Consider the following 19,859-nt stretch of genomic DNA (forward strand, 5'->3'; position numbering starts at 1 on the left):
CACGGCTGTCGCATGCGGTGACTCCAGCTATCAATCTTCAAATGGCAAGTGAGCCCGCCGCCCGAAGGCGCCGAGTGCGCACAAAAAAAGGCCTTCATCTGACGATGAGGGCCTTTTACTTTTTGGCCCTTGTTGCAAGGGCTTTTCTGCGCTTTTCGGCAGGCGCTGTGTAAAGCGCCGCGTGCTCGCTTGCAGCGCTTCTTGCAGCGTTGCTTGTCGGCCTGGTTGCCTGCTTACTTGCCCTTGGGCTGCGTGACGAAGCCGATCTTCGTGAGGCCGCCGGCCTGCGCCGCCGACATCAGTTGCGCCACTTTCTCGTACGGCACCTTGCGGTCCGCGTCCAGATGCAGTTCCGGCTGCGGGCTCGCTTGCGCGGCCTCTGCAATCTTCGCGCTCAACGCTGCTTCGTCGACCTTCTGGTCGTTCCACAGGACGTTGCCGTCCGCGTCGATCGCGACCGTCACTTGCGCGGGCTTCGTCTCTTCCTTCTGACTGCTCGCATGCGGCAGATCGATTTTGACCGCGTGACGAATCACCGGAATCGTCACCATGAAGACGATCAGGAGAACCAACATCACGTCGACGAGCGGCGTCATGTTGATTTCGTTCATCAGGCCGTCGTCATCGTCGCCGGCGAAGGGGCTCATTGCCATCGGAGTGCCTCGTCGATCAGTTCGTGCGGGTCGCGAGACGCAGGCCGTCGCCGCGCTTGGACGACGACAGACGCGCGCCCGTCACGAAGAACGCATGCAGGCCATGCGCAAAGCGGCTCAGTTTGGCGACGACCGCCTTGTTGGCGCGCGTCAGCGCGTTGTAGCCGAGCACCGCCGGGATCGCGACGAACAGACCGAATGCGGTCATGATCAACGCTTCGCCGACCGGACCGGCGACCTGGTCGATCGACGACTGGCCGCTTGCGCCGATCGCCAGCAGCGCGTGATAGATGCCCCACACCGTGCCGAACAGACCGACGAACGGCGCCGTGCTGCCGATCGACGCGAGAATTGCGAGGCCGCTCTGCATGCGCGCGACGCTTTCATCCATCGTGTCTTTCAGGCAGCGCGTGACCCAGTCCGACACGTCCATGCGGTCGTGCAGATGCGGCTGCGTCTGATGATGATGATCGGCCGCTTCCTGGCCCGACAGCGCCAGCGCGAGGAACGGATTGTCGTGCGGCGTCGACGAACCGGCGCCGAGTTTCTTCACGCCGTCGGCGAGATCGTCCGAATGCCAGAACGCCTGCTCGGCATTCTTCGTGAGACGCTTCAGGCGCATCACATTCCAGCCTTTGATGACGATCACGCTCCACGACATCACCGACATGATCAACAGCGCGAGCGCGATACCGCGCGTCACGAAGTCCCCTTGCGCCCAAACGTGCGCCAATCCGTAGTTCTGCATTGCAATTCCTTATTTTTAAAAGCTGCCTCAATCGGTCAGATTGAAGTCGAAAGGCTGGGTATATGCGGCCCGAACCGGCTGGCCGTTTTCAACGTAGGGTTTGCAGGCGCTCGCATGCACGGCGGCGAGCGCGGCATCGTCAAGACGGTTGAAGCCGCTGCTCTTCTTCAACTCGATGTTTTCGAGCTTTCCGCTCAGGCCGACCACGAACCTCACCGACGCCGTACCGGTTTCGCCGCGCCGCTTCGATAGCGATGGGTAGTCGGGCTTGGCGATATTGCAGTCGAGGTGCGCGACGTTCTTCGGCGCGCTGATCTCCATCGTCTGACGGCCGATCGCGGGCGCCGCCGCGGCCGGCGGTGCCGCCGGTGCGGCGGGCGTAGGCGGCGTCGGATCCGGGGCCGCGACAGGCGTCGGCGATGGCGCGGCCGCCTCGGGCAATGGGGTAGGCGATGGCTTGGGCGTCGGTGTCGGCTTCGGCTGGACCTTGGGTTTCGTATGAACCGGCGGCGTTGGCTTCGGCGGGGGCGGCGCGAGCGACTGCATCGCGACCGGCGCGGCGAGCGGCGCTGGCGGCAGCAATTGCGCGGTCATCACGTGTGATTCGAGCGTAGGCTGCACGGGTTCATGACGCAACGTCATGATCACGGCAAGCAGCGCAACGTGAACTACCGCCACTACGGCGGTTGCGGTCAACGCGCGGGAATTCGTACGAGAGGGCGAGGCCGGCGTGGCGCTGGCGGAAACGGTAGGCGAGGCCTGCATGTTAGCGTGGCAGCGCGCTGTCGAAGCAGCGCGTCAGACAAGACATCGTCATGTTCGGAAGATCAGCAGCGAAATAAACAAAGTAGTCACGAAACCAATCAGCAATTCCATCTCGAACTCCTTTTGACGAGTGAGCGGGTAGCTGGCTGGTACGAATACTGGCTTGCTGACGGCAGTGGAATGACGCGTAATGCAGCGCGTGAAGCGGCGCATCAGGCCGTGGGGCGTTGAGCACTCCGGGCACGGCTCGCGCCGCGCCCCGAAAGCTGGCTTTAGGCGGCCTTGCGTTCGTAGAACGTGAGAGGTACGGCCTGCGAATGATGCTCGACGCCGCAACGGCTTGCGCACACGCCGCTTTGCAGCATGACGTCGCGCACGGACTCTTCGCATTTGCCGCAGCAGGAAGCGACGCCGAGTTCAAACTGAAGCTCGTCGAACGAGTCGACGCCATCCGCGATCGCGGAACGGATCGTGCGGTCAGAAACAGACTTGCAGACACAGACAATCATGGCAGGGCGTCATAGCTAACGTTAATGGGAATTATTATCATTTTGTTTGGGCCGTTTGGCAAGCCTCCTGCGTGATTTTTTGTAACAAAACCAGACTGTTAGAAGGGTTTCGTCTAAGGATAGCGTTCGGCGCGGGCGACAGGATTGGCGCGAATGTGCCTGAAAGGTAGGCAAAAACGCGCTGCGACGGCGCTATACCGCCGCGTCAGAGGGCTTTATGCCGCCTGGGAATCCGGCGCTGCCGTGCGGCGCGACTGGATCTGCACGCGCTCGACTGTTGCGTCGATGTGCAAGAGGGTTGCCGCAAGCTGTTGCTGATGGGTGCCGTCGCCGGTCGAATAAAAACGGGGCAGAGCAGAACAGGCGCTTTCCGTAGCGGCGCGCAGGCCATGCTGATCCAGCACGCGTTCCAATTGACGCGCGATGGCCAAGCTCGTGTCGATCAGCGTGAGCCGATCGCCGACGATATCGCGGATCGCCGCATCGAGAAACGGATAGTGGGTGCAGCCGAGCACCAGCGTGTCGGCGCCCGCATCGAGCATCGGCTGAAGGTAATCGCGCAGCAGCGCGCGCAACTCGGCCGAGCCGACATCGCAACGTTCGACGGCCTGCACGAGCCCGTGGCCTGGCTGGCACAGAAAGCGGCAATCCGCGGCGTAGCGCTCGAGCAGTCCCTGAAAGCGGGCGCTGCGCAAGGTCACCTGCGTAGCGAGCACGCCGGCGACACGGGTTTTCGACTGCAGCGCGGCAGGTTTGACGCCGGGTTCGACGCCCACCAGCGGAATAGGCAGCTTTTCGCGAACCAGCGCGATCGACTGGGCGGTTGCGGTGTTGCACGCGACCACCAGCGCTTTCGCGCCCTGCTTGACCAGCCATTCGCCGATCGCGAGCGTACGGTCGGCGATGAAGTCGTCGTCGCGCTCGCCGTAGGGCGCGTAGAGCGAGTCGGCGACGTACAGGATCGATTCGTCAGGCAGTTGCGCCCGGACCGCTCTTAGCACCGACAAACCGCCCAGACCCGAATCGAAAATGCCGACCGGCGCGCGCGAAACGGCGCCCGAGGTAAATGTCCGGACAGTCGGGGACGGCGATTGTGCAGGCATAGGCGAAGAGAATGCGCGTGGCGCGGGGGTCAAGGTGAACCCGCAAAAACGGGAAAGTGCGCAAGTATATCGCCCGCGCGGCGCAGGCCATCTCGAATGCCGTCGCAAATGGGCAGACCCATGGGCCAGCGCGCGGGCAATTTCAGCGCGGCTCGATCAGGATTCGACCGAACCCATTGCGCTTTGCTGGTAGTTCTGGATGCCGACCTTGTCGATCAGGTCGAGTTGGGTTTCGAGCCAGTCGATGTGCTCTTCCGTGTCGTCGAGAATCTTCACGAAGATTTCGCGCGAGATGAAATCGCGAACTGACTCGCAATACACGATGGCTTCTTTGCAGGTGCCTTGCGAAATCTGCTCGAGCTTCAGATCGCATTCGAGGATTTCCTTGGTTTCCTCGCCGATCAAAAGCTTGTGCAGGTCTTGCAGATTCGGCAGGCCGTCGAGCATGAAAATGCGCTCGATGAGCCAGTCGGCGTGCTTCATTTCGCCGATCGATTCGTCGTATTCGTGCTTGCCGAGTTTGTCGAGACCCCAGTGCTTGTACATCCGCGCGTGCAGGAAGTACTGGTTGATGGCCGTCAATTCGTTCTTCAGCTGCGAGTTCAGATACTCGATAACTTTCTTGTCGCCTTGCATGATATTTCCTTATGTGGGCACTTTGAATTTCCAACAACAATAAACGCCATACCTGAAAAAGCCAAGGAAACAGACCGATCTTTTGACATTGTTTTCAGGTATCGCGCACCTTGTCGCGCGGCCATAAAAAAAGCCGGGATTGCAGCCCCGGCTTTTCGACTCACGTGACAGGCGTCAACGGCGATTCATTAGACCGCCGCGACCGGAATCTTGCCGATTTTTGCTTGCCATTCCTTCGGGCCGGTCTGGTGCACGGAGGTGCCGTTCGAGTCGACCGCGACCGTCACCGGCATGTCCTGCACGTCGAACTCGTAGATCGCTTCCATGCCGAGATCTTCGAACGCCAGAACCTTTGCGCTGCGAATCGCCTTCGACACGAGGTATGCTGCGCCGCCCACGGCCATCAGATACGCGGCCTTGTGCTTCTTGATCGCCTCGATCGCGACCGGTCCGCGCTCGGCCTTGCCGATCATCGAAATCAGACCGGTTTGCGACAGCATCGTCTCGGTGAACTTGTCCATACGCGTTGCGGTGGTCGGGCCTGCCGGGCCGACCGCTTCGTCACGCACCGGATCGACCGGACCGACGTAGTAGATCACGCGGTTCGTGAAGTCGACCGGCAGCTTTTCGCCCTTCGCCAGCATGTCGGCGATGCGCTTGTGCGCGGCGTCGCGGCCCGTCAACATCTTGCCCGACAGCAGGAGCGTCTGGCCGGGCTTCCAACCGGCCACTTCTTCCGGCGTCAGCGTGTTCAGATCGACACGCTTGCTCGTTTCCGTATTCGGTTCCCACTGCACCTTCGGCCATGCGTCGAGCGACGGCGCTTCGAGCCTGGCGACGCCGGAACCGTCCAGCGTGAAGTGCGCGTGACGCGTGGCGGCGCAGTTCGGGATGATCGCGATCGGCTTGGACGCGGCGTGCGTCGGCGCGGCCATGATCTTCACGTCGAGCACGGTGGCGAGACCGCCGAGACCTTGCGCGCCGATACCGAGCGCGTTGACCTTCTCGTGCAGTTCCACGCGCAGTTCTTCGATCCAGTCCTGCGGGCCGCGGGCGATCACGTCCTGAATGTCGATCGGGTCCATCAGCGATTCCTTCGCCATCACCATCGCTTTCTCAGCGGTGCCGCCGATGCCGATGCCAAGCATGCCCGGCGGGCACCAGCCCGCGCCCATGGTCGGCACGGTCTTCAGGATCCAGTCGACGATCGAATCCGACGGATTCAGCATCGCGAACTTCGACTTGTTTTCCGAGCCGCCGCCCTTGGCCGCGACCTGCACGTCGACCGTGTTACCCGGCACGATCTCGTAGTGGATCACGGCCGGCGTGTTGTCCTTCGTGTTCTTGCGCGCACCTTCCGGCGGGCTCACGATCGACGCGCGCAGCACGTTGTCCGGGTTCAGATAACCACGGCGCACGCCTTCGTTGATCATCTCGGTGACGCCCATCGTCGCACCGTCCCAACGCACGTCCATGCCGACCTTCACGAACACCGTGACGATGCCGGTGTCCTGGCAGATCGGGCGCTTGCCTTCGGCGCACATGCGGCTGTTGGTGAGAATCTGCGCGATCGCATCTTTCGCTGCCGGACTCTGTTCGAGTTCGTAAGCGCGGCCCAAGGCCTGGATGTAATCGAGCGGATGGTAATAGCTGATGTACTGAAGCGAATCAGCAATGCTCTGAATCAGATCTTCCTGTTTGATGACGGTCATGGCTAGCTCAGTGGGGACAATGGCGCTTGTTGTCAGACACGCAGCGCAGTGCGGTCAGTCGTGCGCCTTCAGGGGAGTGGAAAGTTTTGCGGAACCCACGGCGTGCAGTACCGTGGGCTCTTCGAAATGCTTGGGATGCGTGTGCGTGGTGAGGCGGTCGACCAGCGCCATGACCAGCGCGGACACCAGGAACGCCACGTGGATGATGACCTGCCACATGATCGTGTGAGTCGTGTTCTGATCGGGGCTGATGAAGGTCTTCAGCAAGTGGATCGACGAGATGCTGATCAGCGCCATCGACAATTTGACTTTCAGCACGCCGGCGTTCACGTGGTCGAGCCATTCCGGTTCGTCCGGATGTCCCTCAACACCGAGGCGCGACACGAAGGTTTCATACCCGCCGATGATCACCATGATCAGCAGGTTCGAGATCATTACCACGTCGATCAGGCCGAGCACGACCAGCATGATGTTGGTTTCGTCGAGCGTCATCGACGCCGTGACCAGGTGCCAGACTTCTTTTACGAACAGCACGACGTAGACGGCCTGCGCGACGATCAGGCCCAGGTAGAGCGGCACTTGCAGCCAACGGCTCATGAAGATGATGACCGGCAGCGGGCGCATCGGGCGGCGCTGACGGGCGGAGTCGAGTCGCGGAGCGGACATAGGCAAGAGTCGGATGAAACGCAGGTGACGGAACACGGACTAAATTCGCCGACCCGGCGTGCAGACGACGCACGTGGATCAGACACGCAAAACCAGGCGCAGACGCCGCGGTGCACGGCGATGGAAGGCCGGAACAGCTCGCGTCAGGCGTGCCATTGTACAGCGTCGGGTGAATTTGCTGCGGCGCGGCGGGCAGCGTGGGCGGCGGCTTGTTCAGGACGCGAGCGGCGGCACCCGTCTGGCTTTCAGACTCGCCAGCCCGATTCCCGCGATCACGCAGGCGAGCGCGAAGCCGTGCGCGAGCGTGGGGCGTTCGCCGAGAAACGTGATGCCGTAGATCGCCGCGGCCACCGGCAGCACGGCGCTGAAGACGCCTGCGAGGCTGCCCGGCACGTGACGGATACCCTTCATCCACAGCCAGAACGAAAAGATGCTGGCCGACAGTCCGTACCACAACAGCAGCGTCCAGACGCCGGCCGCCACCGCGCTGGTGCGCTGCACGCCGTTGAGCATCAGCAGCGTAAACCCGAAGGTGCCGAACAGCGCCTGCAGAAACAGATTGACCCATTCATCGCGCTTGACGCGGCGCAGTTTGGCCACGCGCAGCAGCGGCCATAGCACCGCCATCGCGATCACAAAGCGCAGCAGCGCAAACAGAGGGACGGGGACAAACTCGACGATCGATTTACCGATTCCGACATTGCTGCCGACCAGCAGCATCGAGGTAATGAGAAGCAGGGCGTAGCGATTCAAGCTGGAATCCGGGCGGCTAGTTCAGTTAGCATTGTAAGAGGCCGTGCGAGCCAGCGTAAAGGCGCGAGGCGGACGCTCAACCTTGCGGCGCAGCCTTATGCCGCTTCGAATACGTGAACGCGACGTAACGAGTAGGATGCGTACGTTGCGTTGAATGCGCCGCTTGTGCGTTGCTGCATGGGCTCCGCGTAGGTGTCGCGTGTGCCTTGTCAGCGACCAGGCAGCGGCTAAGGGTTTTCGCTTGCAAGCCGATGCCGCTCGCGTAAGTGGCCGGTAAGTTGCAGCGCTTATGTTTGAACACGAGAGCGGTAAGCCGGTTTCGCACGCATTCATATTGCAGTGCCGCATGAGTGCCCAGCGCAGGCCAGCGAGCCACGGCGCAGCGATCGGCGATCGAGGCGCGAGGGTTGGAGACAGCGCGCCGCGCGTCGGTCACCGATGGCGGCGTCAACAGGACATGGCGCGCCATGGGTGCGCTGCCAAAGGTTTTACGTTTCATCTTCACCAAGGGGTTATCGATGTCTGCGATTGAATCGGTTCTTCAGGAACGCCGTGTTTTCCCGCCCTCCGCTGAAGCAGCGGCGGGTGCCACGATCTCCGGCATGGACGCGTACCGGGCGCTGGCCGCCGAAGCGGAGCGCGATTACGATGGTTTCTGGGGGCGCCTCGCCCGCGAGACCCTTAGCTGGAGCAAGCCCTTCACCAAGGTGCTCGACGAATCGCAAGCGCCGTTCTACACATGGTTCGAAGACGGCCAGCTGAACGCGTCGTATAACAGCATCGACCGTCACGTCGAAGCCGGCAACGGCGGGCGCGTCGCGATCATCTTCGAAGCCGACGACGGCACCGTCACCAACGTCACCTATCAGGATCTGCTGCAACGCGTGTCGCGTTTCGCGAACGCGCTGAAGAAGCGCGGCGTGAAGAAGGGCGACCGCGTGGTGATCTATATGCCGATGTCAATCGAAGCCGTCGTCGCGATGCAGGCTTGCGCGCGAATCGGCGCAACGCATTCGGTGGTGTTCGGCGGCTTCTCGTCGAAGTCGCTCAACGAGCGGCTGGTGGACGTGGGCGCGGTCGCGCTGGTGACCTCCGACGAACAGATGCGCGGCGGCAAGGCCTTGCCGCTGAAGAACATCGCCGACGAAGCCCTCGCGATGGGCGGCTGCGAAGCGGTCACGAGCGTGATCGTGTATCAGCGCACCGGCGGCAAGGTCGCGTGGAACGAAGGCCGCGACCTGTGGATGCACGAACTCGCGCAAGCCGAATCGGATCAATGCGCGCCCGAGTGGGTCGGCGCCGAGCATCCGCTGTTCATCCTCTACACGTCCGGTTCGACCGGCAAGCCGAAGGGCGTGCAGCACAGTACCGGCGGCTATCTGCTGTGGGCCGCGCAGACCATGAAGTGGACCTTCGACTGGAAGCCCGCCGACGTGTTCTGGTGTACCGCCGACATCGGCTGGATCACCGGCCATAGCTACATCACCTATGGTCCGTTGACGCTCGGTGGCACCCAGGTCATGTTCGAAGGCGTGCCGACCTATCCGAACGCCGGGCGTTTCTGGGACATGATCGCGAAGCACAAGGTCTCGCTGTTCTACACGGCGCCCACCGCGATCCGCTCGCTGATCAAGTCCGCCGACGCGGACCCGAAGGTGCATCCGAAGAGCTACGATCTGTCGACGCTGCGCATCATCGGCACGGTCGGCGAGCCGATCAATCCGGAAGCGTGGGTGTGGTATCACGAGAACGTCGGCGGCGGCCGTTGCCCGATCGTCGATACGTGGTGGCAGACCGAAACCGGCGGCCACATGATCACGCCGCTGCCGGGCGCCACGCCGCTCGTGCCGGGTTCATGCACGCTGCCGCTGCCGGGCATCATGGCAGCGGTCGTCGACGAAACCGGCCAGGACGTGCCGAACGGGCAGGGCGGCATTCTGGTGATGAAGCGTCCGTGGCCGTCGATGCTGCGCAACGTGTGGGGCGACCCGGACCGCTACAAGAAGAGCTACTTCCCCGAGGAACTCGGCGGCAAGCTGTATCTCGCCGGCGACGGCGCGGTGCGCGACAAGGAAACCGGCTACTTCACGATCATGGGCCGCATCGACGACGTGCTCAACGTGTCGGGCCACCGGCTCGGCACGATGGAGATCGAGTCGGCGCTGGTGTCGAATCCGCTCGTGGCCGAAGCCGCGGTGGTGGGCCGGCCCGATGCGACCACCGGCGAAGCCGTGTGCGCGTTCGTCGTGCTCAAGGGCGTGCGTCCGCAAGGCGAGGAAGCAGCGAAGCTTGCCAACGAACTGCGCAACTGGGTCGGCAAGGAGATCGGTCCGATCGCCAAGCCCAAGGACATCCGCTTCGGCGAGAACCTGCCGAAGACGCGTTCGGGCAAGATCATGCGCCGCCTGTTGCGCTCGCTCGCGAAAGGCGAGGCGATCACTCAGGACGTGTCCACGTTGGAGAACCCGGCGATTCTCGATCAGCTCGGCGAGTCGCTCTGAGCGCCGGGTCATCTGGGTTGATGGCAAGGGTGCGTCGAACGATGCGCTCTTGACCTGACGCAGAGGTCGATCACGTGTTGATCACTTCGGCGAGGCTATCGATGCCATCGCGCGGACAATCCCGATTGCCTGCCCGGTGGCTTTTTGATAAATAGGCGCATGGCCGCGCCGCACCACTTCTCTCACGCTACGCTCAATCCCGCGCCCGAACCGCCTGCGGTCTCGGCGGCGATGGCGCGCGCGCATCGAAAGTATTGGCGTTTCAATCTCGCGCTGATCGCGACGCTGATGACGTTGGGCTTCATTGTGTCGTTCGTGTTGCCGCTGATCGCGCCGGCTTTGGCGCAGTTGCGTGTCGGCGGCTTCAGGTTGCCGTTCTACTTCGGCGCGCAAGGCGCGATCCTGATCTACCTCGGGCTGATCGCCGTGTATATCGCGTTGATGCAGCGCGCCGACCGCCGCCTGCAACGCGCGTTCGATGCGGATGCCAGCGCAGACGCCAGCGCCGATGCCAGCGCCGATGCCAGCGCGCACACGAGTGCCGATGCCCGTGCGGACATCAGTGCCGATGCCGGCGCGCCGAGCGCGCGCGGACACTGAGCCGATGAAGCTCACGCACCGGCTGATCCGCTCGTACGCGCTCTATACGCTCGGCTTCCTGCTGTTTATTTACTTGATGTGGCGCATCGAGCGCACCACCGGTTCCGGCGTGTGGATCGGCTACGTGTTCCTGTTCGTGCCGATCGCGGTGTATGCGGTGATCGGCGTACTGTCGCGTACTTCCGATCTGGTCGAATACTACGTGGCGGGGCGGCGCGTGCCGTCCGCGTTCAACGGCATGGCGACGGCGGCCGACTGGCTGTCGGCCGCATCCTTCATCGGGCTGGCCGGCTCGATCTATGCGACCGGATATGACGGTCTCGCGTATCTGATGGGCTGGACCGGCGGCTATTGCCTCGTCGCGTTCCTGCTCGCGCCGTACGTGCGCAAGCTCGCGCGCTACACGATTCCCGATTTTCTCGGCACGCGCTTTTCGAGCAACGCGGTACGCGGCCTCGCCGCGCTCGCCGCGATCCTGTGCTCGTTCGTCTATCTGGTCGCGCAGATTCAGGGCGTCGGCCTGATCGCGACGCGCTTTATCGGCGTGGATTTCGCCGTCGGCATTTTCTGCGGACTCGCGGGCATTCTGGTGTGCTCATTTCTTGGCGGCATGCGCGCGGTCACGTGGACCCAGGTCGCGCAGTACATCATCCTGATCGCGGCGATCCTGATTCCCGTGTCGATGATCGCGCATAAAGACGGCCTTGGCTGGGTGCCGCAATTCAGCTACGGGCGTTTGATGGAGCGCATGGAAGGGCTCGAGAAGCAGGTGCGCGACGCACCGCTCGAGCAGACCGTGCGCGACGACTATCGACGTCGTGCCACGCTGATGCAGAACCGGCTCGACACGTTGCCGCAATCGTTCGTCGACGAGAAGTCGCGGCTCACGCAGGAAGTCGCCGATTTGCGCCGCCACAATGGTCCGTTGCGCGAGATCAAGGAGCGTGAAAGGGCGCTTGAACAGTTTCCCCGCGATGCCGCCGCCGCGCAGATCGTCTGGACCCAGCACCGCGACGAAATGTTGATGCGCGCGTCCGCGCCGGTGCCGATGCATGAGCCGTTTCCCGTGGTCAGCGATGAGGACCGGCGCACTCACGAGCGCAATTTTCTGTCGCTGCTACTGTGTTTGTCGCTCGGTACGGCGAGCCTGCCGCATATTCTGACGCGCTATAACACGACGACTTCGGTGGGGTCCGCGCGACGCTCGGTCGGCTGGACGCTCTTTTTCGTCGCGCTGTTCTATCTGACGGTGCCGGTGCTGGCGGTGCTGATCAAGTACGAGATTCTGAGCAATCTGGTTGGTCATCACTTTGCCGATTTGCCGCAATGGCTGATGCAGTGGCGCAAGGTGGAGCCGAGCCTGATCAGTCTCGCCGATACGAACGCCGATGGCATCGTGCGTTGGAGCGAGATTCAGATGCAGCCGGATATGGTGGTGCTCGCCGCGCCCGAGATCGCGGGGCTGCCGTATGTGATGTCGGGCTTGATCGCGGCCGGCGCGCTGGCCGCGGCGCTGTCGACCGCCGACGGTTTGCTGCTGACGATCGCCAACGCGTTGTCGCACGACGTCTACTACCACATGGTCGATCCCGCCGCGTCGAGTCAGCGGCGTGTGACGATCTCGAAGATTCTGCTGTTGGGGGTGGCGCTGTTTGCGTCGTATGTTGCGTCGCTGAATACGGGGAACATTCTGTTCCTGGTGGGCGCGGCGTTTTCGCTGGCGGCGTCGAGTCTGTTTCCGGTGCTGGTGCTAGGCGTGTTCTGGAAGCGCACGACGCGGCTCGGCGCGGTGGCCGGCATGGTGGCGGGGCTCGTGGTGTGCATCTATTACATCGTCTCGACGTATCCGTTCTTCACGCAGATGACGGGCTTCACAGGCGCGCGATGGTTCGGCATCGAGCCGATCAGCTCGGGCGTGTTCGGCGTGCCGGCGGGGTTTCTGGTGGCGATCGGCGTGAGTATGTTCGACCGGAAACCGGATGCCTATACGATCGCGCTGGTGGACTATATCCGGCATCCTTGAGCGCGTTTGCGCAGGGGTGTGGCGCAAGGCGTGAAGTTTGCTATAATTCGGCTCCCCGCCGGAGAGATGGATGAGCGGTTTAAGTCGCACGCCTGGAAAGCGTGTATAGGTTAATAGCCTATCCGGGGTTCGAATCCCCGTCTCTCCGCCACCCGACCTATAAGGCTTTGCGGCCGTTCCAATTCGCCGGCTGTGCCATAGGTTAGGCGCTGTGCCATAGAGTTCATCGCAACGGCTTCACCCGTTCAGGCTTTCGCCGATAGATACGTTCCGTCACCTTACCGTCTGCGTGGGCGAGAAGCGTACGTGCGTGCTCAAGTGTCTCCGCATCCCTAGCGCATTTGGCGCGCAGATCATGCTCGGTGAAGTGCTCCTTCACCTGCGTTTCTTCCAGCACGCGGTCCATGAAATTACGCCACATCGTGTCCCAACCGCCGGCGCGTCCCACCTGGTTGAAGTAGCAATCGCCCTTACGATTGCAAAATAGCCAAGGTGAGAGCGGAACCGGACGAACCGATTTCGCCGTGGCGACGGCCGCGCGGAGTTCGTCAGTCCACTCGATAATTAGGCGTTTTCCTGTCGAGCCCTCGGTTTTGCCGGGCGTCACATGAATGCCGTCGTCTTGCAGATCAGACATCGTTAGCCGAAGCAGGTCGCCACGGCGCATTCCGGTGAGAAGTTTGATGCGAGCGTACGCCTGGATCGCCAGCACACTGCCTGATTTCCGCCGCGACTGCAGGGAAAGGCATTCCACGATCTCCCAGTCCTCAACGTATCGTGTGCGCGGTCTTTCTCCGCCTAACCGCACCTCTCCTTTGAACGGATGCGAGTCCAAGTATCCCCACTCTACGGCTTTCGTGTAGGCGTGGGACAGGACCTCAATCTCGCGCTTCGCTGCGGTCTTGGCCGAACGCTTATCGACATATTGATATATGTGACGTGGTTTAATCGAGGCAAGTGGCATGTTTCCGAGGACGGCGCGCAGCCGTTTGATTGCTACCGCATTGTGCGCCTGGGTGGTGATTTCTTTCTTAGGTACGACCTCGAGCGCATACCGTTCCAACAGGTCGCCGACAGTTTTTGCGTCATCGATGGATCCTAGCCGGTCGGCCCAGACTCTGTACGCTTCGGGCAGCGTGCCGCCAAGGCGGAATTGCTTCTTTCCGTCCCATGAGCTCTCAAGCCCATTCGGTACACGGTAATAGTAGGCCCCATGAAATTTTCTCCAGCGCTCTGGCAAGCCGCGGTTTTCGGAATTTCTCCTCTTCGGCATCAAGCGGCACTCCAATTAGGGACCGGTTCACCTGCGTTTATACGTTCGGCTTCCGCGCCAAATAGCTGCTCGACGTGCCGGCGTAGCACTACAATATGGCCGTCTGGCCGGATTCGATGTTCGATGCCCATTGCGCGAAGCGCTTGCGCTTGGCTAACTCGCTGGCGTCTTCCAGTTAGATAGGTCAGTTCATCTTTGGTCAGGAACATGAAATCCGTCGGCCGCTTTAACTCCCCGGTGGATCTGAGTCTCTGGCTCATTGTTCCTCCACGGTAAAACCAACCGACCCGGGAAATTGTGAATCACCTTCGGGCGATGCAGTTCGATTGAATCGCTGAAGTGTGCGAGGCTTGGTCTGATGCCCCGAAGCGTTAGTCTCCGTACGCAGCGAAGCGAGGACCTCCGTACGTTGATGATCAAGAAAAATGGCGCCGGGAGGGCGCGCCAATTCAAGAACGGACGAGTTCCGCAGCAAGAGCAACTCGTCGACCTTGAGTTGATGAACCGGCGCTATGAGGTCGGGGCGACCGCATTTGCGTAGCATCACGACAGCGCGCGAAATAGCAAGCGTAAGTTCAACCTGCAAACGCTCGGAATATTCGGGTTTCACATCGCTCGGTGGCTTTACCGACGTCCGGGTTGTTTTACATAGAAGCTCTTCAAGAAATTCCTTCAAAGGAGGGGACGCGAACTGACAGACGACATCGGCTGCTTCCAGCTTCAGCTGGATTTTGCGCAGATCGAAGGTTTTCCATGGACAGTTGCTTTTAACGATCTCAAGCTGCAACGCGAACATCCACACCAACCTGAACATCCGAATGGCGGTGTCGGATGGGCTTGAGCGACTGTCATTGCGATACCAGGCCAGGAAAAGCTCTTCTCCGGCAATCGATTCCAAAGCCGGGTCATCGTGTTCTGTGAAGAACGCGCGGAGTGTTGTCAACTCAGCGCGACGGCGGGCGGCGGCCTGTTCGCTTGACAGAGGGAGCGCGCATTGTTCAAAGCAGCCGAGCAATTCAATCGCGGTCGTCGGGCGCGCGAGCTGGACTAGCGATCGCTGTTCTTGCACCCACCTTGCATATGCAAGCTCCAGATTTTGTCCCAGGACGAGCTTTGAGCCGTCCTGGCGCACTAGATAGTAGGTGAGTACCCCTTTCCGGCCGCGACGCGCGCGCATCCCTGCCGGCCGATCAGTTCTCCGCGGCATGGGGTTTGCTCCGAGTTGTATAGACAAGTGAGACGTCGGGGCGAAGATGTCCCATTTCTTGGGACGTGATTTCCAGACAGTCCAGTGGGTCGAGGTCCATACTCAGTAGCGTTTCGAGGCGAGCTTGCGCGTAAGCGTGCCTCAGCCCGTGGAAGCCGTTGGAAAAATCCAGCACTCGAAGACTTGCCGATGAGAAGGATTCCGAAACAGCTTGACCCCCACCGACGCAAAAATGTGCTGTCCGGCGTACCTTCCGGTCGATCACGACGGCGGGAGCGTCAAGCCGACGGGACTGCAATTGCAGGTGCAACTCATGCGGGATCAGAACGCTGCGCGCCAACCCACCTTTGCCGACGGTCCGGTAGATAGTACCCCCTGCCATCCCTATGAACAGATCGTTGCGCCATGGTCGATTCGCCTCCGGCGCAAGTTCGGGAGCATCACGTAGTTCCGGAAATTCGGCTGCCCGAAGACCCGAATGAAAGGCAATCCTCGTCGCAAGAGCATTGTGCGATGCCTGACGACATGCGATTCGCTCCATTTGATCCAGCGTATATGCCCGTCCGACGGCAATCGTGGGGATCCCGGCCTCGACGTGGGTCAGGGCCACGCTATATACCAGACTCAATGCTTGCCGGTGTTGATCAACGGTCTTTTGACGCCACCGCACGCTTTCTTGACGCAGGTAGTCTTCTATTTCTGCGCGCGTTACAGGCGCGTCGATGCTTGCGCCTTGTGCGACGCGCCACCACAGAAAATCCCGAAGACACTGCTCGAAACTGCGAGCGGTACCCACCGACTTAATTACACGACGGACCAGTTTGCCGAGGGTAGTCTTCGACTGCCCCAATGCTAGTACGCTCGAGATACTTTTGCGCGCGGATTCTTCGACGGAGTGGGGGCGTTTGGTCATTTCGCTTTCTCCCAGGCGAAATGGAGTCCAAGGACCTTGAGGAAGCGGTGGACGGTCGACTTGTGAACCTTGATCTGAAACCGATCCTCAATCTTGTCGGCGAGATTCTGAAGCGAGTAAGCGCGCTTGTCCACCGCTTGCAAGCGCGCCGTTGTATACCGGCGGATCTGATCAACGATCGGCGCCCGGTTCAGCTTTGAGGGTTTGTTGCGTGTGCGCATGGCTCGACCTCCGTATTGGGAGTGTCACATCCACAAGGGGGGATGCAACCCGCGCGGCCAGATGCCGCCGTCGCCCACAGGGGGCGACGGGTCAGGTACCTTTGCGGGTTGATGCGAGGCATACCCTGACCAGGGGCGGCAACGGCGGCGCGGAAGCCATTTCAACGTGAGGGGATTGATGGATCGCGGACAAGGCGCCGCTATATGCCACAGTGAGCACGCGAACCAATCTGAGGAGACGGGCGTGAACCGCGGATGCGATGCGCGCTGCGGCGCTCGCAAACACGTGTGTCAACGCCACGGGGCGTAGCCCGACGACAGATTGGTTTCTTGGTCGCAAATAGACACGCCCTCTCTTCCCGGACGAGCAGAAAGGGCGGTTACGGTGACGCAGAGAATCCTGCGTAATTGACTTGCCGCTCAAAACCGAACGGCAACACCTGCGCGTTAATATGAAGCAAACCTTGGGTGCCCGGAGGCTGCCGCAGTAGCGGCGGGTACGACTACGACTACTTATGCCAATGTACTGCAATAGAGCAGCGTTGTTTCAAAAACAAGCACGGTCGTTGTGAGAGTACAACATGCAAACACAAGCGCGGCATATTCACCGGTGCTCGGGAAATTGTCGTTCTCCGTGCGGATTACGCTTGATGCGACGCTTTGACTTTCAGACGTATCGATCACATAAGTGATGCCGCTAACCTCGACTTTGAGGTCAGCGTCGCGTGCGCCGATGCCTTCGACGACGGATGCCAGATCGGTCCCGGCTGAGCGAATCGCGATCGAGGGAAAACTGCCAGTTCGGATCCCTCCTTCGTTGAGGAAGGCATATTTTGTGTGGCCAAACCCTAGGTCCAGCCCGAGCGCTATCGTGCTTTTGCTAAATACCGGTTCGTTAAACATTTGGTCCTCTCGCAATAGTATTGAAATCGACAGCAGGTTGGCAACGTCTGAGCATGGGCATTCAATGCTCGGACATTGGCCCGGAAAATGACTCTTCGCGTCTCAGCTGCGGCAAACGCGGCTCCTCATTGGTGTGTCATTGGTAGCTTGCAGGGTGTCTTTCGACACGCAAGCGGGCTTGCAATGGACTCTGCCGTGGTCCCGCTTCACATCCTGAATCGACGACTACATAAGTGCCCCGCGAACTACTGGTTGAAAGATGATCGGCCTGGAGCCGGCGCGCCCCCGCAGGAGTACGAGTTGCCGCGATACGTTTTCTTACGGGGTTGCACGTGCGGCCTACGTGCACCCCGTTGATAGCAATGGATTACTTTGAGAGAAATGTTGATGACTGTGCGGTGGCAGTGCAAATGGGGCGAGCGGGATGCTTAAGCTGCATCACGTCGGAAATTGCGGGGCGCCGGCGGCGCTGATATGGGAAGCCCTTTCGGTTGATTGTTCGCGTGACAAGGCAGCAATAAGCGACGCAATTACCTAGGAATCTGGTTTCCGGAGAGGTGGATGGGAGGGCTGTGCCCGTCCCGCAAGCGGCAGGCGCCGTTCGCGTCGCTGTCGAACGCACTCTTCGCAGATGTGCGATCTGGTGGGGCGTTCAGATCATGCAAAGATCCAAACGCTTTCTCTTCATGTGAGCACGCCTCGGTGCTCTTTCATCGGGTGTTGATCAGAAGACCAACGGCATGCCGGAACACCGGCGTTGGGAATCACGGACAAGATTAACTGATGTGCAACCATTTACGCAATACCCCGGAACCAAAAATTTTTGAAGCATCAATCTTTGTTGTGGAAGTCGACGTGTCTGTGTTGGTGAATCGGGCTACTTGCCTGCCTGGCAAGCCGCGACGTGTTCCTTACGACGGGATGATCGGGGAGGGCGAAGTGCCACATAAGTGGAACATAGATCGTGCCATGATGTCGTGGTATAGCAGTGCCGTGCCTGCCCGTGCCGAGAGTCTGGCTTAAGTGCCACTTTCAAGCCTGTCGAGCAGATGGTCAGAATTCCTGGCGGACACGGGATCGAACCGCTTGATACCCTCTCCTACAAATCCGCTGGTCGTGCGGGTCCAACTGGACGTCGGGTTTTTACACGGCTTAGTGGCGCCTTTAGTGACGGTGGGCAACAGAGTCCCGGATCACCATTCAACAGGGGTATCTGCGTATGTGCGGCGCATATCATGGCCACTTGCCGGCCCACTCGGTTCAGGCAGGGAGCCGTCCCGCAGCTTGTGAACTCGATCTCTGACGGTAACAACGGACGGGCAACTTTCTAGAAGGAGGCGCACACCGCTGTTGCGTTTAAGAACCTAGGTGCAGCATGGTAAATTGGTGTGAAACCCTTGCTGGGTAAGGGATGCGCGGAGTTATGGAGCCGCCCGATGCACCCTGACACAGCCGTATCCGGAATGACTTCACCGACGACTCGTTGATTACATGAACGTCGCTGATTAGGGAGAGCACTGCTCCAGCCGATGTACATCCTGAGGTGGAAGAGCGGGCGAAAACGCCGTATCTACCAACGTCCAGCGGCCTAATTGACAATCGAGTGGGGATACTCTTCTTTCAGGCGATTGATGACGCGTGCGACCGGCTTGACGAAACACCAAAAAGCGAAGAAGACTGTGGTCGAGAATCGATTTCAAGGTGCGCGGCGCCGTTTGCGGAGCCGCTGTGCGGAAGCCAGTCGCGCGTCGCACGACTGACCGAAATTTCTCGTGAAAGTGGCGCCGACTGATGCGGCGAAAACCAGGTTAGATACTGGTTTCCGTGTGTCGCCACGAAGTATGGGTAGGATCGTGGGTAGGCGGTGATCGGGCAGGGTGGGAGTCAAACCTGGCAGGGCTGTCCGGGCGGTTGTTGGAGTCGGCTGCCTTCCGCCACAAGGCTTTGCGGGATTCTGGCGTTTCGAAAAATCCGTGCGTCAGGCTCCGGGTGTGGGTTTGTCTGCCTGAAACCTGATACGCGACGGCGCTGTCCATCGATCCGAATCTGCAGAAAGACTGGCAAGCCGGCAAGAACAGCGCGCCGGCGGCACGGCCTGTCACGTGGAAGAACAAGGCGCTTGGCGCGCTCGCCAGCATGGCGGTGGTCAAGTTCCAGCTCAAGCGGCTGAGCCAGGGGCGGGAGACGCATCCGCGGGTGTCCCCGCTCAGGGCCCTGCTGTCGCAGCAGTTGGCAACGGCCTGCCATACCCGGCGCGATCGGCAATGGTCGGCGCGGCGGGCCATGCGCTAGACGGCCTTGCGGCCCTTCGGCACGGAGCGAGGGGCCTGCGGGTGCGATCCCCGCGTGCTACTCCGCAAGGGCCACTACTGCGGCACCTCGTTGTTCTTTGTTCCATCTTTGTCCATGTTGTCATGGCTTATCGTGTCTTCCTTCAGCGCGTCTTCCTTCATCCCATCTTTGGCGATACTGTCGGCGCTCGTCGCGTCGTGTTCCGTTGCATCGTTTGCCATGCTCTCCTGACTCACTGCGTCTTTAGACGCGGGGTCGGGTGACGTACTATCGGCAGCGAAGGCGCCCGCGATCGGCAAAGTCAAGCAGCAGGCGAGAAGGGTGGCGGTAAGCTTGTTCATGGTGTGATCCTTCAGCGATTCATTAGTGAGGCCGGAAATC

At 60.8% G+C, this 19,859-nt stretch carries 19 protein-coding genes, 1 tRNA gene and 1 pseudogene; 5 read left to right on the forward strand and 16 right to left on the reverse strand.

Features of this window, described 5'->3' with window-relative positions:
• Positions 1-233: 233 nt before the first annotated feature.
• The 9 genes from HV744_RS25800 to HV744_RS25840 form a co-directional block, all read right to left on the reverse strand.
• The gene (locus HV744_RS25800) at positions 234-653 is read right to left on the reverse strand and encodes an ExbD/TolR family protein (RefSeq protein WP_175152207.1); all 420 of its coding nucleotides are present in this window, start codon (positions 651-653) and stop codon (positions 234-236) included.
• Positions 654-669: 16 nt separating this feature from the next.
• Positions 670-1,401 carry a MotA/TolQ/ExbB proton channel family protein gene (locus HV744_RS25805; protein WP_175152208.1) on the reverse strand — a complete coding sequence of 244 codons (732 nt, stop codon included), beginning with the start codon at positions 1,399-1,401 and terminating at the stop codon, positions 670-672.
• Positions 1,402-1,428: 27 nt separating this feature from the next.
• Positions 1,429-2,166: an energy transducer TonB gene (locus HV744_RS25810; protein WP_175152209.1), complete on the reverse strand. Its 738-nt coding sequence runs from the start codon at positions 2,164-2,166 to the stop codon at positions 1,429-1,431.
• Between the two features lie 272 nt (positions 2,167-2,438).
• Positions 2,439-2,675 (reverse strand): (2Fe-2S)-binding protein, encoded by a 237-nt coding sequence (locus tag HV744_RS25815; protein ID WP_175152210.1) that lies wholly within the window; start codon positions 2,673-2,675, stop codon positions 2,439-2,441.
• Positions 2,676-2,890: 215 nt separating this feature from the next.
• Positions 2,891-3,778: a glutamate racemase gene (gene murI / locus HV744_RS25820; protein ID WP_175152211.1), complete on the reverse strand. Its 888-nt coding sequence runs from the start codon at positions 3,776-3,778 to the stop codon at positions 2,891-2,893.
• A 156-nt stretch (positions 3,779-3,934) separates the two neighbouring features.
• The gene (bfr, locus tag HV744_RS25825; RefSeq protein ID WP_175152212.1) at positions 3,935-4,414 is read right to left on the reverse strand and encodes a bacterioferritin; all 480 of its coding nucleotides are present in this window, start codon (positions 4,412-4,414) and stop codon (positions 3,935-3,937) included.
• A 188-nt stretch (positions 4,415-4,602) separates the two neighbouring features.
• The gene (locus tag HV744_RS25830) at positions 4,603-6,126 is read right to left on the reverse strand and encodes a fumarate hydratase (protein ID WP_175152213.1); all 1,524 of its coding nucleotides are present in this window, start codon (positions 6,124-6,126) and stop codon (positions 4,603-4,605) included.
• 54 nt (positions 6,127-6,180) lie between these two features.
• Positions 6,181-6,750 (reverse strand): TIGR00645 family protein, encoded by a 570-nt coding sequence (locus HV744_RS25835; RefSeq protein WP_217469158.1) that lies wholly within the window; start codon positions 6,748-6,750, stop codon positions 6,181-6,183.
• 255 nt (positions 6,751-7,005) lie between these two features.
• The gene (locus HV744_RS25840) at positions 7,006-7,545 is read right to left on the reverse strand and encodes a DMT family transporter (protein ID WP_175152215.1); all 540 of its coding nucleotides are present in this window, start codon (positions 7,543-7,545) and stop codon (positions 7,006-7,008) included.
• A 518-nt stretch (positions 7,546-8,063) separates the two neighbouring features.
• On the opposite strand from HV744_RS25840, the gene acs reads away from it, so the two are divergent.
• The 4 genes from acs to HV744_RS25860 all read left to right on the forward strand — a co-directional run bounded on the left by acs (position 8,064) and on the right by HV744_RS25860 (position 12,820).
• On the forward strand, positions 8,064-10,046 hold the full coding sequence (acs, locus tag HV744_RS25845) for an acetate--CoA ligase (RefSeq protein WP_175152216.1): 1,983 nt from the start codon (positions 8,064-8,066) through the stop codon (positions 10,044-10,046).
• A gap of 159 nt (positions 10,047-10,205) precedes the next feature.
• Complete coding sequence (locus tag HV744_RS25850) at positions 10,206-10,646, forward strand: DUF4212 domain-containing protein (RefSeq protein WP_175152217.1); 441 nt, start codon at positions 10,206-10,208, stop codon at positions 10,644-10,646.
• Positions 10,647-10,650: 4 nt separating this feature from the next.
• The gene (locus HV744_RS25855) at positions 10,651-12,669 is read left to right on the forward strand and encodes a sodium:solute symporter family protein (RefSeq protein ID WP_175152218.1); all 2,019 of its coding nucleotides are present in this window, start codon (positions 10,651-10,653) and stop codon (positions 12,667-12,669) included.
• A gap of 60 nt (positions 12,670-12,729) precedes the next feature.
• Positions 12,730-12,820, forward strand: a tRNA-Ser gene (locus HV744_RS25860).
• 72 nt (positions 12,821-12,892) lie between these two features.
• Here HV744_RS25860 and HV744_RS25865 read toward each other — a convergent pair.
• The 6 genes from HV744_RS25865 to HV744_RS25890 all read right to left on the reverse strand — a co-directional run bounded on the left by HV744_RS25865 (position 12,893) and on the right by HV744_RS25890 (position 17,186).
• Positions 12,893-13,942 carry a tyrosine-type recombinase/integrase gene (locus tag HV744_RS25865; protein WP_175152278.1) on the reverse strand — a complete coding sequence of 350 codons (1,050 nt, stop codon included), beginning with the start codon at positions 13,940-13,942 and terminating at the stop codon, positions 12,893-12,895.
• The gene (locus tag HV744_RS25870; RefSeq protein ID WP_175152219.1) at positions 13,942-14,202 is read right to left on the reverse strand and encodes a DUF4224 domain-containing protein; all 261 of its coding nucleotides are present in this window, start codon (positions 14,200-14,202) and stop codon (positions 13,942-13,944) included. The genes HV744_RS25865 and HV744_RS25870 overlap by 1 nt, the downstream gene beginning before the upstream one ends.
• Positions 14,199-15,149 (reverse strand): hypothetical protein, encoded by a 951-nt coding sequence (locus tag HV744_RS25875; protein WP_175152220.1) that lies wholly within the window; start codon positions 15,147-15,149, stop codon positions 14,199-14,201. The genes HV744_RS25870 and HV744_RS25875 overlap by 4 nt, the downstream gene beginning before the upstream one ends.
• Positions 15,133-16,062 (reverse strand): site-specific integrase, encoded by a 930-nt coding sequence (locus tag HV744_RS25880; RefSeq protein WP_175152221.1) that lies wholly within the window; start codon positions 16,060-16,062, stop codon positions 15,133-15,135. The genes HV744_RS25875 and HV744_RS25880 overlap by 17 nt, the downstream gene beginning before the upstream one ends.
• Positions 16,059-16,283 (reverse strand): hypothetical protein, encoded by a 225-nt coding sequence (locus HV744_RS25885; RefSeq protein WP_175152222.1) that lies wholly within the window; start codon positions 16,281-16,283, stop codon positions 16,059-16,061. The genes HV744_RS25880 and HV744_RS25885 overlap by 4 nt, the downstream gene beginning before the upstream one ends.
• Before the next feature lie 513 nt (positions 16,284-16,796).
• A complete protein-coding gene (locus HV744_RS25890) occupies positions 16,797-17,186 on the reverse strand; it encodes a hypothetical protein (RefSeq protein WP_175152223.1) in 390 nt (129 codons plus the stop codon).
• A gap of 2,019 nt (positions 17,187-19,205) precedes the next feature.
• Here HV744_RS25890 and HV744_RS37610 point away from each other — a divergent pair.
• Positions 19,206-19,478: pseudogene (locus HV744_RS37610) on the forward strand (2,4-dienoyl-CoA reductase); the annotation flags it as partial.
• A gap of 74 nt (positions 19,479-19,552) precedes the next feature.
• Here HV744_RS37610 and HV744_RS25895 read toward each other — a convergent pair.
• Positions 19,553-19,819, reverse strand: a complete 267-nt coding sequence (locus HV744_RS25895; RefSeq protein ID WP_175152224.1) for a pentapeptide MXKDX repeat protein — start codon at positions 19,817-19,819, stop codon at positions 19,553-19,555.
• Positions 19,820-19,859 lie beyond the last annotated feature (40 nt).

The sequence above is a fragment of the Paraburkholderia ultramafica genome (assembly GCF_902859915.1).
GTDB classification, from domain to species: domain Bacteria; phylum Pseudomonadota; class Gammaproteobacteria; order Burkholderiales; family Burkholderiaceae; genus Paraburkholderia; species Paraburkholderia ultramafica.